Source organism: Mesotoga sp. B105.6.4 (assembly GCF_002896535.1).
Taxonomy (GTDB): domain Bacteria; phylum Thermotogota; class Thermotogae; order Petrotogales; family Kosmotogaceae; genus Mesotoga.
This window is the reverse complement of sequence record NZ_JWIM01000075.1, coordinates 1-17145: the sequence shown is the minus strand read 5'-3', so window position 1 is coordinate 17145 and position 17145 is coordinate 1. Positions and strand designations below refer to the sequence as shown.

13 protein-coding genes and 1 pseudogene are annotated in these 17145 nt (G+C 46.1%); 8 read left to right on the top strand and 6 right to left on the bottom strand.

Going from position 1 to position 17145, the window contains the following annotated elements; translation table 11 throughout:
* Positions 1-22: 22 nt before the first annotated feature.
* The 5 genes from RJ60_RS14010 to RJ60_RS13990 all read left to right on the top strand — a co-directional run bounded on the left by RJ60_RS14010 (position 23) and on the right by RJ60_RS13990 (position 4933).
* Positions 23-547: a UPF0158 family protein gene (locus RJ60_RS14010; protein ID WP_103135150.1), complete on the top strand. Its 525-nt coding sequence runs from the start codon at positions 23-25 to the stop codon at positions 545-547.
* A gap of 98 nt (positions 548-645) precedes the next feature.
* Positions 646-2268, top strand: a complete 1623-nt coding sequence (locus RJ60_RS14005) for an OPT/YSL family transporter (protein WP_103135149.1) — start codon at positions 646-648, stop codon at positions 2266-2268.
* An 18-nt stretch (positions 2269-2286) separates the two neighbouring features.
* The gene (gene pgsW, locus RJ60_RS14000) at positions 2287-3390 is read left to right on the top strand and encodes a poly-gamma-glutamate system protein (protein ID WP_103135148.1); all 1104 of its coding nucleotides are present in this window, start codon (positions 2287-2289) and stop codon (positions 3388-3390) included.
* Positions 3387-4493: a poly-gamma-glutamate synthase PgsB gene (gene pgsB, locus RJ60_RS13995; protein ID WP_099829661.1), complete on the top strand. Its 1107-nt coding sequence runs from the start codon at positions 3387-3389 to the stop codon at positions 4491-4493. Before pgsW ends, pgsB begins: the two co-directional genes overlap by 4 nt.
* Complete coding sequence (locus RJ60_RS13990) at positions 4490-4933, top strand: poly-gamma-glutamate biosynthesis protein PgsC/CapC (RefSeq protein WP_099829660.1); 444 nt, start codon at positions 4490-4492, stop codon at positions 4931-4933. The genes pgsB and RJ60_RS13990 overlap by 4 nt, the downstream gene beginning before the upstream one ends.
* Positions 4934-4942: 9 nt before the next feature.
* On the opposite strand, the gene RJ60_RS13985 is transcribed toward RJ60_RS13990, so the two are convergent.
* A complete protein-coding gene (locus RJ60_RS13985; protein WP_099829659.1) occupies positions 4943-6232 on the bottom strand; it encodes an SLC13 family permease in 1290 nt (429 codons plus the stop codon).
* Positions 6233-6403: 171 nt separating this feature from the next.
* On the opposite strand from RJ60_RS13985, the pseudogene RJ60_RS13980 reads away from it, so the two are divergent.
* Positions 6404-6622 (top strand): annotated as a pseudogene (locus tag RJ60_RS13980) (ISNCY family transposase); the annotation flags it as partial.
* Positions 6623-6657: 35 nt separating this feature from the next.
* On the opposite strand, the gene RJ60_RS13975 reads toward RJ60_RS13980, so the two are convergent.
* The 3 genes from RJ60_RS13975 to RJ60_RS13965 form a co-directional block, all read right to left on the bottom strand.
* Complete coding sequence (locus RJ60_RS13975) at positions 6658-7011, bottom strand: GntR family transcriptional regulator (protein WP_099829657.1); 354 nt, start codon at positions 7009-7011, stop codon at positions 6658-6660.
* Between the two features lie 361 nt (positions 7012-7372).
* Entirely contained in the window at positions 7373-8320 is a 948-nt protein-coding gene (locus tag RJ60_RS13970; protein WP_243392291.1) for a phosphotransferase enzyme family protein, read from the bottom strand.
* Between the two features lie 92 nt (positions 8321-8412).
* Positions 8413-9690 (bottom strand): MFS transporter, encoded by a 1278-nt coding sequence (locus RJ60_RS13965; protein WP_374704118.1) that lies wholly within the window; start codon positions 9688-9690, stop codon positions 8413-8415.
* A gap of 225 nt (positions 9691-9915) precedes the next feature.
* On the opposite strand from RJ60_RS13965, the gene RJ60_RS13960 reads away from it, so the two are divergent.
* Both RJ60_RS13960 and RJ60_RS13955 read left to right on the top strand, forming a co-directional pair.
* Positions 9916-11109 (top strand): hypothetical protein, encoded by a 1194-nt coding sequence (locus RJ60_RS13960; protein WP_099829654.1) that lies wholly within the window; start codon positions 9916-9918, stop codon positions 11107-11109.
* Between the two features lie 25 nt (positions 11110-11134).
* Entirely contained in the window at positions 11135-11680 is a 546-nt protein-coding gene (locus tag RJ60_RS13955) for a hypothetical protein (RefSeq protein WP_099829653.1), read from the top strand.
* Between the two features lie 409 nt (positions 11681-12089).
* On the opposite strand, the gene RJ60_RS13950 is transcribed toward RJ60_RS13955, so the two are convergent.
* Both RJ60_RS13950 and RJ60_RS13945 read right to left on the bottom strand, forming a co-directional pair.
* Positions 12090-13826, bottom strand: coding sequence for an ABC transporter ATP-binding protein (locus RJ60_RS13950; protein ID WP_099829652.1), 1737 nt, complete (start codon positions 13824-13826; stop codon positions 12090-12092).
* A complete protein-coding gene (locus RJ60_RS13945) occupies positions 13816-15228 on the bottom strand; it encodes a radical SAM/SPASM domain-containing protein (RefSeq protein ID WP_099829651.1) in 1413 nt (470 codons plus the stop codon). Before RJ60_RS13945 ends, RJ60_RS13950 begins: the two co-directional genes overlap by 11 nt.
* Between the last annotated feature and the right edge of the window lie 1917 nt (positions 15229-17145).

Genomic DNA, 17145 nt, shown 5'->3' with positions numbered 1-17145 from the left:
TTGCCCATAAGGGTGAAGCACTATGAAAAGACTGCCGGTCGACATCGATATGTTGGTCAATTTGATGGATATTGACCAGAGAGAGTACGACGCGATTTCGTATCTAGATACGGAGACAGGAAAGATCATCTTCTATCAAGAAGATTGTTTTCCGGATGAACTAGTAAACTGCGAGGTTGAAAGAGAAGAGATAACTGAAGACCTTCTGAAGTACTCCTGGATGAGAATCGAAGATTTGTACACTTATTATGACTTGTTTTGCGGCGATGAATCGGAAAGATTCGAGGATATACCGTGGATTACTCCAGGGGAAAAATTCGCACTGATCGAAGAGTTCATTTACACAAGAGTAGAAGAAAGCGTCAGGGATGAAGTCTATTACGAGATTTCGGGAAGAGGTGCATTCTCTAAGTTCCGCACGTTTCTCGAACATCACGGAGAATACAAGGACGCATGGTTCAAATTCGAAAGTGAGAACTTGACAAGGATTGCTGTTGAGTGGCTCAACTCGATAGGAATCGATCCGATCGATACTTCTGAACAGTGATCTCGGTCTTCTCTTTGAAGTAAATCTCGCGGAGATTCGTCTGTATAAGAAAGACTGCCCGGGCCTTTTCTTTTGTCGGTTCACAGGAGGATCAGAGCGTGAAGAACACTGGAGTGTCGCTGGAAGAAGGTAGTTCAAAGCAGTTGACGTTTAGGAGCCTGGTAATAGGGGCGCTCGGGTCGATAATCATCACTACCAGTTCAATGTACGTCGCCTTGAGAATGGGGGCTCTTCCCTGGCCGACCATTTTTGTTGCAGTAATGTCGCTGGCAATACTCAAGGCCTTGGGCAGGACTAACCTGAACGAGATAAACGTTACGCACACTGCTATGTCCTCCGGAGCAATGGTGGCTGGCGGTCTGGCCTTTACAGTTCCGGGCATCTGGATTCTTGAGGCTTCCTCAGAGGTAAGTTTCCTGTCTCTCCTGGTCGTTACATTGTCAGGCACTATTCTGGGAGTTGTATTCACTGGAATGATTAGACGTTATTTCATCGAGAAGGAGAAGCTGCCTTTTCCCATGGGTTTGGCTTCCTACGAGACAGTTGTTGCCGGTGACAAAGGGGGGAAGAAGGCAAAGTACCTCTTTTCCACCATGGGGGCCGCTGCCGTATTTGTCGCAGTAAGGGACGGGCTGGGATGGATTCCTTCTGCGTGGTCTTCGGTCCGGCTGTATTCAAGAAACATCTTCTTTGGAATGTGGATATCCCCTATGGCCGTTGGCATAGGTTACATAATCGGACCGCTCTTCACAGGAGTGTGGTTCCTTGGAGCTGTTATAAGCTACTTCTTCTTGATCCCCGTTGGAGTTGCGGCCGGATGGTTTGCTGATGTCGGCTCTGCGACGGCTTTCAAAGATAGTCTCGGGATCGGACTGATGGTCGGCACCGGTGTTGGGATACTGCTCAAGGGAATCTTGCCGCGGGCAAGAGAGATCTACCTTCCCGTAAAGAGCAGCGGGAAGCGATCGCGAATGAAGACGCTTCGATGGATACCTCTGGTTTTTGCGGCCATCGCTCTCTTCCTAACAACTTTGACGGAAATGACTCTTGTCTCTTCTCTACTTACAATAGTTGGCGTATGGCTTACGACGGCCATGGCCGCTTCGATAACCGGACAATCGGGGATCAATCCTATGGAGATATTCGGCATCATCATTCTTATTGCCGTGAAGTCAGTCGCCAGTCTCGGCACAATCGAAGCGTTCTTGGTGGCGGGAGTAGTGGCAGTTGCTTGCGGCCTCGCTGGCGATGTACTGAACGATTTCAAATCCGGTTACCTTTTGAAGACCAACCCCAGGGCTCAGATCGTCGCCGAGACGGTCGGCGGAGTAATTGGCGCAGTAGTCTCGGTAATCGTTCTCTTTATTATGTTCAGAGCCTATGGTACAATGGGCCCGGGAACGGAACTCCCCGCGCCACAAGCGTACGCCGTTTCCACCATGGTCGGTGGTCTCCCAAATACTCCGGCCTTTTTCTTCGGCTTGGTGATTGGGATCATAATCTATCTTATGAAACTACCGGGGATGACGCTTGGAATTGGCATGTACCTCCCTATGGAGATATCTACCGCAGCATTCGTTGGAGGAGTTATTAGCTTAATTGTCGGCAAGATCAAGCCAGAATCGAAGGAGACCGGCATGGTAGTGTCGTCGGGACTTCTTGGAGGCGAAGGTATAACGGGAGTAGTTTTGGCAATAATCAGGGTTCTAACAGTTAGCTAATAGAATAGAGGAGTTGTTTTGAAACACATTCACGCAGTGGGCAGAGTCCCTTTCAATCGCGTTCACATTTCTCTCAAATGGTTATTGCTTGGCGTTGTTGTCGGGGTAGCGGCCTTCTTCATCGTCAATCTTTCAATGGAGAGGATCGAGTCACCTCACTTCTCTGCCCAGCTGTCCGCGGCTCGACTAATGGCCTCTTGCATAGCTGAACTTTCAGCTTTCCGGGAGTCGTTGGGCATAGAAATCGACCCATCTGTCGACCCTAATTTGACAGGGCTTATTGGACCGGAATTCACGGAGTTGACAACTACTCTAGGAAATCTGCAGGCGAAGAGAACCTCGACCAATCCGGACTTCGCGGCTCTCCTGGTGAAGTACTTCAAAGAACTCAATCTCAAGAGAGGCGATCCCGTTGCTATAGGAGCGAGCGGCTCTTTCCCCTCGCTTCTTCTAGCCACTCTCTGCGCCTGTGAAGTTCTGGAACTTGAACCCCTTGTGATCTATTCGATTGGCGCTTCAGAGCACGGCGCCACACATCCGGAGTTTACCTTCGTTACGATGCAGGAAAGACTTGTAGAGGTAGGGCTGCTTAAAGACAGCCTGATCGCAGTCTCTCTGGGCGGTAATTACGATACGGCAAGTGGAATGTTTTTCCCGAAAGCTCGTGAACTGATGACGGAGATTGCTTTATCCAGCGGAAAGACCTTTATATATGAAGAGTCTCTTCAAGCAAGCATTGAAAAGAGACTTGAGCTCTATCTTGAAGAGTCGGCCGGACTGCCTTCTGTCTTCGTCAATATCGGGGGAGCAAGCACAAACTTCGGCAACAGCCATCTAGCTCTCAGCCTGGATAACGGTGTTTTGACTTCGTTCTCTTCGATCCCTAAAGGAGATGAAAGGGGACTGATTTTCGAGTTTGCGGAGCTCGGTGTGCCCGTGATTCATCTGCTGAACATCAGAGATCTCGCGATGGAGAATGGGATTCCGATCGACCCCGTTCCTCTTCCGGAGCCTGGAACCAGCGGAGTATATTTTGTCGATAGCTACTCGTTGCCTCTGACTTTGACCTTTCTATTCCTTATGATCCTCTGCGTTGTTGCGGGAAAGGTGATTAAGAAATGACAAACTGGCTGCTGGCTCTGGTCGCATTGTCTATCCTTCTGCTCTTTCTCGTCATTGAGAATATTCTCTCGAGAAAGAGAAGAAAACGGTTGAAAATCGCAGTCCAAGTGAACGGAACCAGAGGTAAGAGCGAGACAGTAAGACTAATTCACGCGGCCCTAAAAGCAAACGGCTTCAGCGTACTGGGAAAGACGACGGGAACCGTTCCTCTATGGATAACCCCCGACGGGAGACACGTCGAAGTGGTTCGTCGCGGCCCTGCAAACATACAAGAGCAATTCCTCGCATTGAAGAAGTCGGAGAGGGACGGCTGCAATGCTTTGGTCGTGGAATGCATGGCTATTAAGCCCGAGATGCAGCTTTCAAGCATGAGAATAGTCGAAGCAGACATTACCGTCATCACGAACGCTTATCCGGATCATATCGAAGAGATTGGAGCCGACGAAATCGAGACGGCCAAAGTGCTTTCTCTATCTATTACTCCAGGCGGAATTTGCGTTCTGGGAAACGTTTCGTCTGACGCATTGGAATCTGTAGAAAAACACTGTTCTAGAATGAATACTAGATTGGTTACTGTCATCCCGAAAGGAGAGGACACGGCCGGATTCAAATTCGAGCCAAATGAGGAAAACCTTTCTATCGCACTGAAGGTTGTAGAACTAATTGGTCTGGACAGAGAAAAGGCGCTTGAGGGAATGAGAGAGGCGCTGCCTGATGTGGGGACATTCAGGTATCTGCATCTCGGCGACGGGATAAATGATACCGTCCTGGCAAATGCGTTCGCGGCCAATGACATTCGGTCCACTTCTCTGCTTCTGAAAAAGGCAAGACAGGATTTTCCCGATAGACCACTCGTCGGATTCTTCAACTCCAGAGACGATAGGCCGGACAGAGCTCTCGTCTTCGAAGAAATGATTAGAGAGTTCGACAGGATAATAGTCAGAGGACCCGTTCCTCAACGAATACTGAAGAACAAGAACGTAGAAAAGCTGAAAGACCCGAGCCGGCTCGATTTGCTTCTTGAAGGGCACGAGCTCGTTTTCGGATTCGGAAATATACGCGGCCTTGTCCAGTGGCTGAGCGGGTTGGAGGAGATTCGATGAGTCCTGCATTGTTCTCGATTGGAATCGTCATAAGTACTGTATTCTGGTGGGTGACAGGGTTGTCGGCTGGAGGGCTTGTAACACCGGTCTACCTGTTCATCTTCATTGAACAGCCTTTGAGGCTGCTGTATACATGGGGTGTCGGTCTGGTCACATTCCTGATTCTGAACCTTCTCCAGAGATATCTGATTCTCTACGGAAGAAAGAGACTCGCAATAGGAATTCTTCTCGGAGTCGTCGTCAAGCTTTCCCTCGACACCTTTCTTATGCCCAATCTCCCGGTAGAACTGTTCTCAACCGTAATTGGAACCGTCGTTCCAGGGCTGATCGCGAATGACTTTTACAGGCAAGGAGTAGTGAAGACCTCTCTTTCGCTTATCTTCGTCACAGTGGTTGTCTGGTTGACAAACATACTGATAAAATCGATCATGCTTGTCTAAGAGTTCCCGCTAGCCGAAGAGCACGAGTCTTAACACAAGATAAAGGTTGGAAATGCCGAGAGATATAATTGCCGAAGGGAACCCGATCTTCATGAAGTCGAGGAAACTGTGCCTGTTTCCATACTCCTTGTTTACCATCTCAAAACACATCACATTCGCAAGATGACCGGTCACAGTTCCGTTTCCCCCGAGGTTTGCCCCAAGAGCAAGAGCAATCCATAGATCGTACTGAAGAGGGTAGTGAACGGAAAGCTGCGCCACGATAGGAATGAAGATCGTAACAACCGGAATGGCTCCAGTAACCATCGCTATCATTCCGCTTACCCAGAGAATAAGCATAGAGAGAACGGCCGGGTTGCTCGAAAGATTCAAAGCCAGTGCGGAAAGCTCTCCCGTTATTCCCGTGCTTTCAAGAGAGTGTGCAAGCGAGAAAAGTCCAATGAAGAAGAGAATCGCGTTCCAGTCCACTTCGGTAGCAACCGATTCGAAATTCTTTCCCGTATAGAGAAGCAAGAATGAAGCTCCAAGCACTGCGAATAGCGACATTTCTATGTCAACGATACTGTGCATGATAAATCCGATGACCACAACTACCACTGTTCCGAGGCTGACATACATCAATCTCTTATTGGTTATGACTCCATCGAGTCTTAACCCCTGAATCTCTTCCTTTTTTCCAGATATTGACGAGAGACCCTTCAGAATCTTGAATCTGGAGATCATCATCAGGGTGACATAGGTCAATAAGAGCGGAGCAAGCACAAGACCGCTGAAAGTCATGAAAGGAATCTTGGAGGCGTTACCAATAATGATGTTTGGAGGATCGCCTACCAGAGTCATACAGCCGCCGATGTTTGAAGCCAGAATCATCACCGCCGTGAACCCGAAGGGGTTGAATCCCGCAGTATCTGCAACGAAGAAGATTATCGGCATGAACATTATCATTGTAGTGACATTGTCCAGAACCATAGAGAAGAGAGCGATTAGCGCCGAAAAGAGCCCCGACAGCAGAAGAATGTTCCCCTTCGTTGCTCTGAGAGTACGGACCGCCACATATTGAAAGAACCCGGTAGATTTGAGCACGCCGACTATCACCATCATTCCTATGAGAAGAAATATGGCGTTGAAGTCGACAAACTCAGATATTGTCTCTATTCTCATTGTCTCAGAGACTTTGAGCACCACCAGCAACATACCTGCCGTAAAGGCAATCAGCACTCTCCGTCTTTTCGAAAGGACAATCAGAGTGAAAGTCAATATGAAATAGATTACAATGAATATTCTGTCCACAAGTCTCATTCTATCCCAAAATGCTTAACAAATGAAGAGGGCGATATGCATCACAAATAATCTACTTGAAAAGGGGAACGTTGCATCAAAAATGAAACTACTCGAAAGGTAAGGATGAAGGGGATAATCTTCGCGAATGCCAAGTTGAAAGAGGTAGGGGCGAAGATGAAGAGAATAGACATGACTGGATTGATTGAGAAACACTCAGAGAAGTACAGGAAGGCTGGAAAGAAGGAGAAGAGTAGAATCCTTGACGAATTTATTGAATTAACTAAGTACAACCGGAGCTATGCATCACTAAAACTTAGGAGAGGTTATTCTAAGAAGAACAAGAGAAGCAAATTCACAAGGAGTCGCGGAAGAAAGAAGAAATATGATTTCGAAGTATTGAGAAAACTAAAGGACGGAAGCACCTGCGGTCCCTGCCGAAGCGGCTAAACGACAACTGTCAGGCCGCAGGCATATGTATCGTGCTTTTGATAAGCGCTCTTGCATAATATCGTCGAAAAGCGACCGACGAAATGACACTGCTGTTCCGGCCGGACTGAAATGACGTAAGTACCGCTTCGCGATCTGGAATCCAGAAGGCCGTCCATCTTCAGTTCGTTATATGCTTTCACAACAACGCTCCTGTTCAGCCTGAGCAACTTCGAAAGCTCTCGCTCGGAAGGAAGTCTTGTGCCCAAGAAATCTCCCCCCCTCATTATCGCTGTTCTCAACTGATCTATCAGCTGCTTGAACAAAGGGACTCCAGAGCCTCTTTCGACGACGATTTTCAGCCCAAGCATGGATTCACCTCCTCAAACAGATTATACTTCGACACTAGCAATTGACCATACCATTAAGCCGTCAATAAAACATGCCGTTTATCTTCCATCGATCTGTTTCTCTTCTAAAATGACTCAGCTGAATAACATGGTCAAAGACTTCAATGCAAAGCGGATCGCTCCAATTGCCAGGATCCGACTGCCATTGTTCTGATGGCAGACATATAGCTTGAATATGCGAAAGCGATAGATTGGCAGAAATCGAGGCGAGGGATTCTCGGTATTCTATAAGAAATATTCAATTAGGGAGGAACAAATGAAAAGAAACGATGCTAAGGAGAAAAGAAAGCGTGGCGGGAAATTAACTATCTCTTGAACTACACTAGATCATCTTTTCGGAACCGGCCAGGACGAGACCCGCCTTTTCCTTGATACGACTACTGTTTTTGTACAGCCATTTGAAGACATTCTTTGCGAAGCGCGCTTCTTCAGTCAATTCTTTCGCAGTGAAGTAATGAATCTGGATGATCGAAATAGCAGAAAGAAGATAGACAAAACTCTCCCTCTCGCTCGAGGAAAGAGTGTTTTCTGAGGAGTATCCTTCAAGCAAGTACGGAAGCAAATAGAGGAAAAGCGATGGAGAACCCATCTTCAGAAACTCGGCGAAGACGCTATGAACTAGATAGGCAAGATCTAGCACTTTCACTTCTCGAGTCGCACAATCAAAATCTACTATCCCCGAGACCTTCCCCTCGTGGATGATTATGTTCCCTGGATGGTAGTCGCCATGGATGATCTGGACCGGCAGTCTATAATATATCTTGTAGAAATCGGTGAAGAATTCCTCAACACTTTCGAGTTCCATTTCTAAGTCCCCTGCACTGAAGTACCGCAGGGCAGCTGTCAGCGACTTCAGCAGATTCGTTCTTTCAAGCTGATCGTCGTCGATTTCTTCTAGAGCTTTGTGGAGCCTTCCAGTGAAAATGCCAAGCTCAACCGCCAACTCCGGAGTGGCATGAGAGATGTCGGAGTCGGCCTTTTCTCCTTCTATGTAAGAAAACAATGAGTAAACGTACTTGCCGATTGTTATTTCAAACTCGCCGTTGCGGGCATAAACGGGAGCCGAAACAGGAACTCCGGTACCGACAAGATTCGCCAGAAGATCACAACGACAAGATCCGGCAGGAACACTCGCGGCCCTTCTCTTCAACACATACAAACGACTACCTGAGCTGACTACCGAAGCTCTGCCATTCAATGCTCTCTCAAACCTGATCTTTTCCTTAAACCCCCAGAACCTGGTAATCCGGGAGAAGGGAATTCTAGACATATATAACCACCCCGGATATTCAAACAAAATCATTATACAACATTTCGATCCGATAACTCTCTCTTGAGTAGATTTAATTATGATGCATTACGTCATGCCTCCGAATCACTCTTCGCCGCTGAAATTCTCTTCCTAACTTTGTGGGCCATCGTTGTTCCCAAAACCAGCAGAACCGTGACTACACCTGCCCAGAAGAAGGCGCTCCCTGCGCCGGCTCGGTCCGCGATCGATCCGACAAACATGTTTCCGAGCGGCGTTGAGCCTGCGAATACGAGAGAGTAAACGCTCATAACTCTTCCTCTATACTCGTTATCGGAGTGAATTTGCATGAGGCTGTTTGCAGTTGTAGTAAAGAAGATGTTCGCGAACCCCATACTCCCGATCAGCAAAGCCGAAAGCAAGTACGAACTATTGAATCCCATAATGATGAAAAGAGAAGAAGTTATGAATGGGACAACAAAAAGCCTTACTCTCTTCGGCCCTCTGGAACTCCCCCCAGCTACAATCAAAGCTCCAAGCAACGACCCGACTCCCAAAGAAGACATCAAAAGTCCATATCCCTGAGCATCGAGACCGAGTTGATTTCTTGCAAAGACAGGAATCAAAACGCTGTAATTCATGCCGAACGTACTGACGATTGCGAGAATCAAAGTGGTGGTAGTCAGTATCGGACTCTTGAAAAGATAGATTAGGCCTTCTTTGATGTCAGGTATCACAGTCCCCTTTGGTCTCTTCTTTACGACCGGCGCTACGTCAATTTTGAACAGACCGACTATCACAGCTATGAAAGTGACTCCATTTATGAGGAAGCACCAACCCGCACCGACAAGAGCCATTACTACCCCCGCCAAGGCCGGTCCTACGATTCTTCCAAGATTTATGACCGTTGAGTTCAGCGCAACTGCATTAAGAACCACATCACGACCCACCAATTCGATCATGAAAGATTGTCTTGCTGGAATGTCGAGTGTCTTGACCATTCCGAGACCAAACGCCAGAAGGAAGATGTGCCAGTATTGAACTGTATTCGTGAAGACAAGAATCGCAAGTATAAATGCCAGGACCATCGAGGCTATCTGAGTTAAGATTACGATGCTCCTCTTGGGGAAACGATCTACGAAGACCCCCGCAGGTAGTGACAGAATGAGTACCGGCGTGAATTGCGCAACACCGAGAAGACCCAACAGGAAAGGGGAATCCGTTATCGTCAAGACGAGCCATGACTGAGCGGCTGTCTGCATCCATGTTCCCATGACGGATATCAGTTGACCTACCCAGAAATATCTGAAGTTCCTTACTTTGAGTGCCGGAAAAGTCTTTTCCATTCTAGAGAAGAACAAATCATGTAAACTGTTAGCCAAACGAATCATCTCCGTGGCTATTGTACTATATTTCCCGGGGTTATAATTGAAGTGTAGTCAATAGACTTCTTTTCTTTTTCTTTTTCTTTGCGATATGGTAGTTATAATTGAAGTGTAGTCAATAGACTTCAGATACTATAATTGAAGAGAGAGTACTGAGAATGGAAGACTGTGCCAAGAGTGAAAGCCCGTAGGTTCTTAACCACCAAGAAGCGAAGGAAGGAGGCAAATCAAATGGATAATGTCGCTACACGCGTTCTTCGAAAAGCTGAGATGGAAAAAGAACTTCAACAGCTACTCAGTGCAGAGGCCGGGATCAAATCAGATTCATATCTTCTCACTTTCTACTTTCCAATGGAGAATCTCAAAAGGAGCGATGCGGAAAAACATTTGAAGTCAAATATCCTAGATTGTCTGAGGAAGGACGAGAAGATAACCGGTATGGGGAAAATTCATCAGAAGGTTGTTGAAGCAGTCCTTACCAAACTCGGAAACATCGATGATTTGGGGAGGGGATTGGCTATTTTTATCGAGTTCCACACAGGCGAAGATGTAAAAAACGATAAAGCAATCGAAGGTGTCAAAATCATCCCGCTTCATAGAAAGCCCGAGAAGGAGATTTACGTAGGTAAGACATTCGATCTTGATCAACTGATATGGCTTTCAAGCTCATCTGCGGAGGCCCTTGTTGTCTCGCTGGAGAGGGAAAAATCAACATACTATCTAATGGAAGGAAGAAAACTCTCTCTTATTAAGAGCGTCGAAAATGAGTTCATTCGAGAAAAAGAACAGGAGTATCTGGAGGGGTACTCTCCCTCGCCTTCATCGGGAGCGATGTATCACGGGAACGCTTCGGAAAAAGTTAGCAAGGCAAAGGAAGAAGAGAACAGGAGGTTCCTTCAGAAGAACGCCTCATTGATAAAGAACGACGAAGAGATTCCAAAAGACGTCGAATACCTCGTCTTCTTTCACTCTTCTTCGTTCAGTGAAAGCATTGAAAAGTTCCAGAAGGAAGCGAAACACCTTATTCCAGAAGCATATCCAATCTTCGTTCAAAAGACACTCAATCTGGAGAGGCAACTTCAGGAAGAAGTCGACAAACTGATAGATAGCGAAAGCAGGAGACTTCGAAAGGAATTTCTGGAGATGGCCCGGGAGAATTTCGACAAGTATGTCGAAGGTTGGACGGAAGTCTCTAAAGCAGCAAATGACAGAAGGATCGACACGCTTTTCATTAATCCTCTTGAGAGAAAAAGAGGTTATGTTCTTGACAGAGAGCTAGTATATACGCATGCCGTAAAGGAAAGCAGAGAAGTTAGAAATTTGGGCCCCTGGATCGTGCGAAGCGTAATAAACAACGACGGAAAAGTCGTGGTGGTTGATAAGGAACTCCTTCAAAGTGAGATCGCTGCAAGACTGCGATTCTGACATAAGACTCTTAGGAGGTGTGTAAGTGAAACAGCTCGCAGTATTCGTTCTGATTATTGGTCTGGCCGCAGGTCTTATGGCAACCCACTTCTCAGTGGGAATGGGCTTTGTTCTCAATCAGGACAGACAGACAAAGGAATTTGATCTTCAGTTCTTCGGGAGGGCTCAGGTAGGCTGGATGTTGTTTAACAAACCCGTCTTAGGCATTATTGCAGATGTTCCAGTCTTTGGATTCGGCTTTGAGGAAATGGAACTCTATTCTCTTGACCCCATGCAAGCCCTCATAGGACTTTACGCCGAACTGGGACTCGAAGATCTCGCGCCTTCTCTTCCGCCTGTCTTCTTCAAGGCAACGGTGATGACTGAACTGTCCAGCGTCCTTGCCGCTCGAGACATAAAGTATCTTCCGCTAGTCTCTCATGTCGGAGTAGGCTACGACATCAGCGACTTCAGTCTTGAGTTGGCAACTTCAATCATAAATGTGGGATTCAATCTCGGAGGGCAGCTCGCAAGACACTCGACCTTCTTCCCCCACTTTCATCTGGCAGGAAGATACAATTTCGATTTCTAGTGAGACGGGCCCTACGGCCCGTCTTCGTTCGCTACGAGCTGAAAGGTCGCGGATCCGAGGTTAGAATTAGCAGGAAAAGAGTTTTTGAAGCAGTAGTAAGGGTAAGTTCTTGATAGATGGAAATCTTGAGGAGCGAAAGTGTCGTCCGAGGTACGAGATCGGGAACACAACTGAACCTGTCTTTCTCCCTTGACTCTGTTCCGAGATTTCATCCATGGTTTTTAGAACCCTAAACGGCTCCCGGACAAAGCGTTGGGAGTTTGAAAGTCAGCTTAAAACTCTCACATCTGGTATCATGCGCCAAGCTCTACACCCGCATCCCGATCTTGTCTGCTTTAGAAGTTACACCAGGAAGCCTGCCTGATACGTTCCTGTCCGGGGCTTTTACAGTTCACCGCTATGCGCTTGATCAATTATCCTGCTGTTCATCCTTTATCAACTGAAGCGAGTAAAGCTTCTTGTATTCGGAACTGGTCTTTAAAAGCTCGCTGTGAGTTCCGCTTGCAACTATAACCCCATTACTGATTAACGCCACTCTGTCGCTCAATAGAACAGTTGATAATCTATGAGCAACCATCAGCACGATTATGCCTTCAGATTTTAGACTTACAAGAGTATTCTGAATTATTTCTTCAGTCTTTGAATCGATATTTGACGTGATCTCATCAAGAATCAGTAGTTGTGGTTTCGAGACCAACGCTCTGGCCAGCGCGACCAACTGTCTCTCACCACCAGAAAGCTGAACATCTGCAACCAATGTGTCGAGTCCATTCTCGAATCTTCTCAACAATACGTCAAGGTTTGTTCTTTCGAAGATGTTTTCCAAACCGGCTTCAGAAATCGATCTACCCAGGGTAATGTTTTCCAGGAGAGTACATCTTTCAAACAAAGTTGGTGTCTGCTCCACAAAGCCGATATATGGTCTGAGTAATGCCGAATTCGATACCGGATCGCCATTTATGTATATGGTTCCCGACTGGGGTTTTTGTAGTCCCATAAGGATATTCAGAGTAGTGGTTTTGCCGGCGCCGCTCTCACCTACCAGCGTCGTAATTTCCCCTTTCCTCAGTTCAAGAGACAGGCCTTTCAGAATTTGCTTCTTGCCGTAGCCAAACTCAATGTTCTCTAAAGAAATGCTCCGAACATCTTCTAACTTAGGACTACTATCACTCATTTCTTCTTCAGGACCTTCCAGTACCTCGATTGTTCTCAGGAGCCCTCCCCAGCTTTGTCTTAGAAGAATGTTCACCTGCATGAGGAGCTGAATAGGGTTGAACAATGATTGAACATAAGCCCAGAAAGTAATCAGAATTCCTACGGTAATCTCACCCTTCATTACCAGGTAACCACCATAGGCAAGCAGTGAAAAGGAGATAAGTCCGTTTATCGACGTCTTGAGTGTGCCGGCGATCTTTATTGCCTTTATGAACCTCTTGCCCGCATAAACATGGTCTCCCTGAAAACGATCGAAGAAATTCATGACCCAGGCAAATGGCATGGCGATTCTGATCAGTTTCATATTATCGATTATGTTACTTGTGACTCCTGCCAGTTCGCCGAATTTCTCCCTCTCTACTTTGCTCCTTTTCTCCACCATAATATTGAAGAACATTATCACAAGAAAGGAAAACACGATGAAGCCGAGGGGCAAAAGAGTCAGTTTCCAGTTGAAAGAAAACATGATAGCTAGAATCGCCGATATCTGAACGACTCCCAATAACAGTATCGGAAATACCTGCGCTATAACGGTTCCTACAAGTTCCAGATCAGATATTAGTCTCGATACGAGCTCACCGGTTTTATTCTTGTGGAAATAGTCGAAAGGAAGAACAAACATCTTCTCTAACAATTGCTTTCGCAGGTCCGATTTTGCCATGAGGGCCGTGGTTTCAAAAACCACCTCGCCAAAATAGGTAAAGATCAAGCTTCCAAACCAGAGCCCGACGACAAGCAAAACGTACTTTAAGAGAAGATCCATGTTGTCAGAAGGGATAACAACATCTATTAGCAGTCTTATCAAGAGCGGGAAGACAACTGCAAGAGCAATCATCACTCCGACCAGAACTGCAGCCAGCAATTCCCGTTTCCAATAGACTTTGAACAGCTTGAAGACAAACCTGCGAACTATCTTCTTTTCATTCTCCATATTTCTCCCCCCCACCGGGCTGTCTTTTCACAGGCCATTCGAGGATATCTCCTTCTTTTCCGCTTATTCTTGAACACCGGGGATCTGGTGAATCGTACGAATTATAGTAAGAAAAGGCTAGAGCTCTGCAACCTCCATTACATTGAGCAAACTTTACACAATCAAGACACTCTGAGATTTCGCGATTCGTTCTAAATGCATCAGCTTGTTTAGAGAACCAAATCTCTTCTATTGAGTTACGGAATACATTTCCATAACTGAAACGTGCCCTGTCAAGACCTTCTACAACATCACACAGTAGAACCTCCCCGTCTGCACCAATCTGCATTGCGAGTTTAGCACCACCACAACTGAGTGAACTAGTATATCTGTGCACCCCAAAGACAATCTCTGGCTTATTGCCATACTTTGATCTGAACGCTTCCACAACCTCCAATGCACTTTCAATCTGATCTCTGTTAGGGATCTCATTGATTCTGGCTCTTCCAGAAGGCATCAGAGTCACTATTCTAATCTCGCTTACTCCCAAAAATGGGAGGTTTTCTAATAAATAGGGCAACTCTTCCAGATTCCGCCTTGATAGAGTTATTCTTGCTCGTGTAGAGACATTTGCACTCTTGCAGTATATGAACGATTCAATTGCGCTATTGAAGGCGTGTTTAGGTAATCCAACAATTTCCGACCACACCTCAGGATGCCACGCGTCAATACTTATCTGAATGTTCCTAATACCAGCAACAACAAGCTCATCAACTTTCTTCTTGCTCAGTAACAATCCCTTGGTAGAGAGCTCATAGGTTATTCGGCAACTTTCAAGATAACTTACTATTTCTGATAACCCTGAATGGGCAATCGGATCACCGCCTCCCAAACTTACATACTCTACCTTTCCGAGTTTTCTAGCATCTTCAATGATCGATATTACCTTCGCCGTAGGAAGGTAGAAAGCTTCGTTTTCGCTTCCAAAAGCTCCATAACAATATTCGCAATTGTAAGGACAGTAATTGGTTAATGCAAAGCCTATGCTGCTTATCCTTGCAGGAACAACTGGACAACTTTCATCTGCAGGAATGAAAACAAATTCATGCCAATCCTCCATAGTTGATAGCCTCTTCTCTAAAGCCATAGGCAGCATAACAAGGACATGCAATTCATGCAGTTTTTCAGCAAGCCTTGTTATATCATTTAGAATTGTTCTAGAATCTACTTTGTAAAGCTCAGACAAGAGGATGGCGATTTTGCTCATACTTCTAGTGCCATCACATAATGAAAGGAAGATAGCGTCGGTTTGTGTAACATAAAGTGCAACAGTTTTTCCAATGAACTTCAGTATTCCGCCTTTGTTAGTTTTTATCAAGTCAATTCCTGGAGAACGAAATGGAAAGCCTTCTTGTAAACTCATGCTCCTACCTCCTTGGTTTGACCTAACTAAACTGGACAATTGCCAAAATGGACAGGGCAGATAGCAATATCAACAAATTACCACGTTATTCCGCAGATGACAATAGCATCTCGACAGAAGCTGCAAGAGACAATTTCAGGAAAATCACTTGACAACATGTAATATCCCAAAAGCATAAAACCACTCCTTTATCAGAACAATCAGAACACTTATGGTCTGCTAGATGCAGCTACCAAATTATTCCACAAATGACAATCGCGCTCTCACAAAAAGAGCACAAAGACAGGTTCACTAAGTCAGTACTGATCTCATAGTACCCACTGAGCATCCTAACACCTCCATTTCTTTGTCAATAACAAACTCCTTCCACAATGTACACAAAGCACGAATTTGCCCTGTCCAACCAATTGCGGTTTAACATGTTTAACATGTTTGCAGAATCCACTTTATATTGTAGCATACTTGACTTATATTATGACTATAAACTACATTAGTGTTACATTATGCAATATCATGTGCTGAACACTACGAATGAGCTCAATATCTTGAGAGGTTATAGAGCTTGTGAAAATTGTGAGCATGTTTGCAGATTTTTGGCCGGATTTCGAAGCAAGCTGGAAGTGCCTCACCCTTTAGCTTGGAAAGGATTTCACACTGTTTACCAGACAGTTCACTTCTCTTGGAGAATTCACTCATATCCAAAGAGAAATAATCCAGTACATTCTCTCCAGTCCGTTTCTCATTCTCTTCCAACTTATCCCGTTCAGCGAGCTCCTCATTACACATAAGTCAGGGAGTTAAATACCGCCAATATACTGGTTCTTACGCGAGCTTGTTTTTGATGATTTTGAGTACTCCATTACGTGAGGAGGGCCATGCAGCGAGGAGGGTGTTAGTCTTTGTTTACGAGAAAAGGCAACGATCTGAAATAGTTCCACAAGAAAGGTTGTTCGATGCCCGTTCTTGGTTGCTGGAAGGAACATACATATGGATTACTGACCAAATAACGTGAAGAGTGAATCTCGGGAAGAGACATTTGCACTCCAAGATGCTCAAAACAAGAGAGGGATTTTGGAGCGAGATCCCGTGCAGAGGCATCATCGGATGACAGTATTAAGAAATTCTGGAAGCGTCCCTATTCGTCATGCTGACCTCGATTCTTTGAAGAGAATAACCGAGAAAGAGCTTTGTCGAGGGCTTCGCTATGCTCAAGAGAAAACGAGAGAAAAGGCGGTCACCTTCGGATGCCAGTTCCGCTTCGCGAACGAGAAGAGTTGGAAGTTGACTGTTCCAAGTTGCAAGAATAAATGACGAGGTTCGGGGTTGGTGTGTGCCAAGAAGGCGAAGAAGGAAACTTCAAGCCATGCTTAATCGAAGATGAGGGAGGGCCCCTCGAAGCCGCCATGCAGGTGGAGGCTTCAAACCACCGTAAGCTGCTGTGGTAAAGAGCCATGGTAGTGAACGTTACGGGAAAAGGCGGGACAGCGATCCCGTCAGGTGAGTACCAGAGGAGACGAATACAAGTGAACCACCGTGAACGTGTCGTAAGGACCTTTAGTGTCATCTAAACCGGGAGGACCAACTATCCCGGGATAAGTCTGGAGGAAACCTGCTTACTGTCCAGATGGTGACCGGCATATAGGTGGCGTGACCCTGGTACAGGCTTCGATTAGGAACTTGGGAACCTGGATCTGGATGTTAAGGGAAAAGCCGCAAGTGGAAGACCCACGAGGGTGAAAGTACCGATGCCAGATTCAGGGGCGGAACAGTCCGTAGTAGTGATGAAGCTCCTGTAATGGGAGTGGAGCGAAGGGACTGTGTTATCCAGTTTTGTAGGTTAGTCAACCAACTCTGTGCAGACAACCGAAAGGGAGGAACTGTGAACAGAGACAAGGAAGGAGCAAACAGACAAGATGA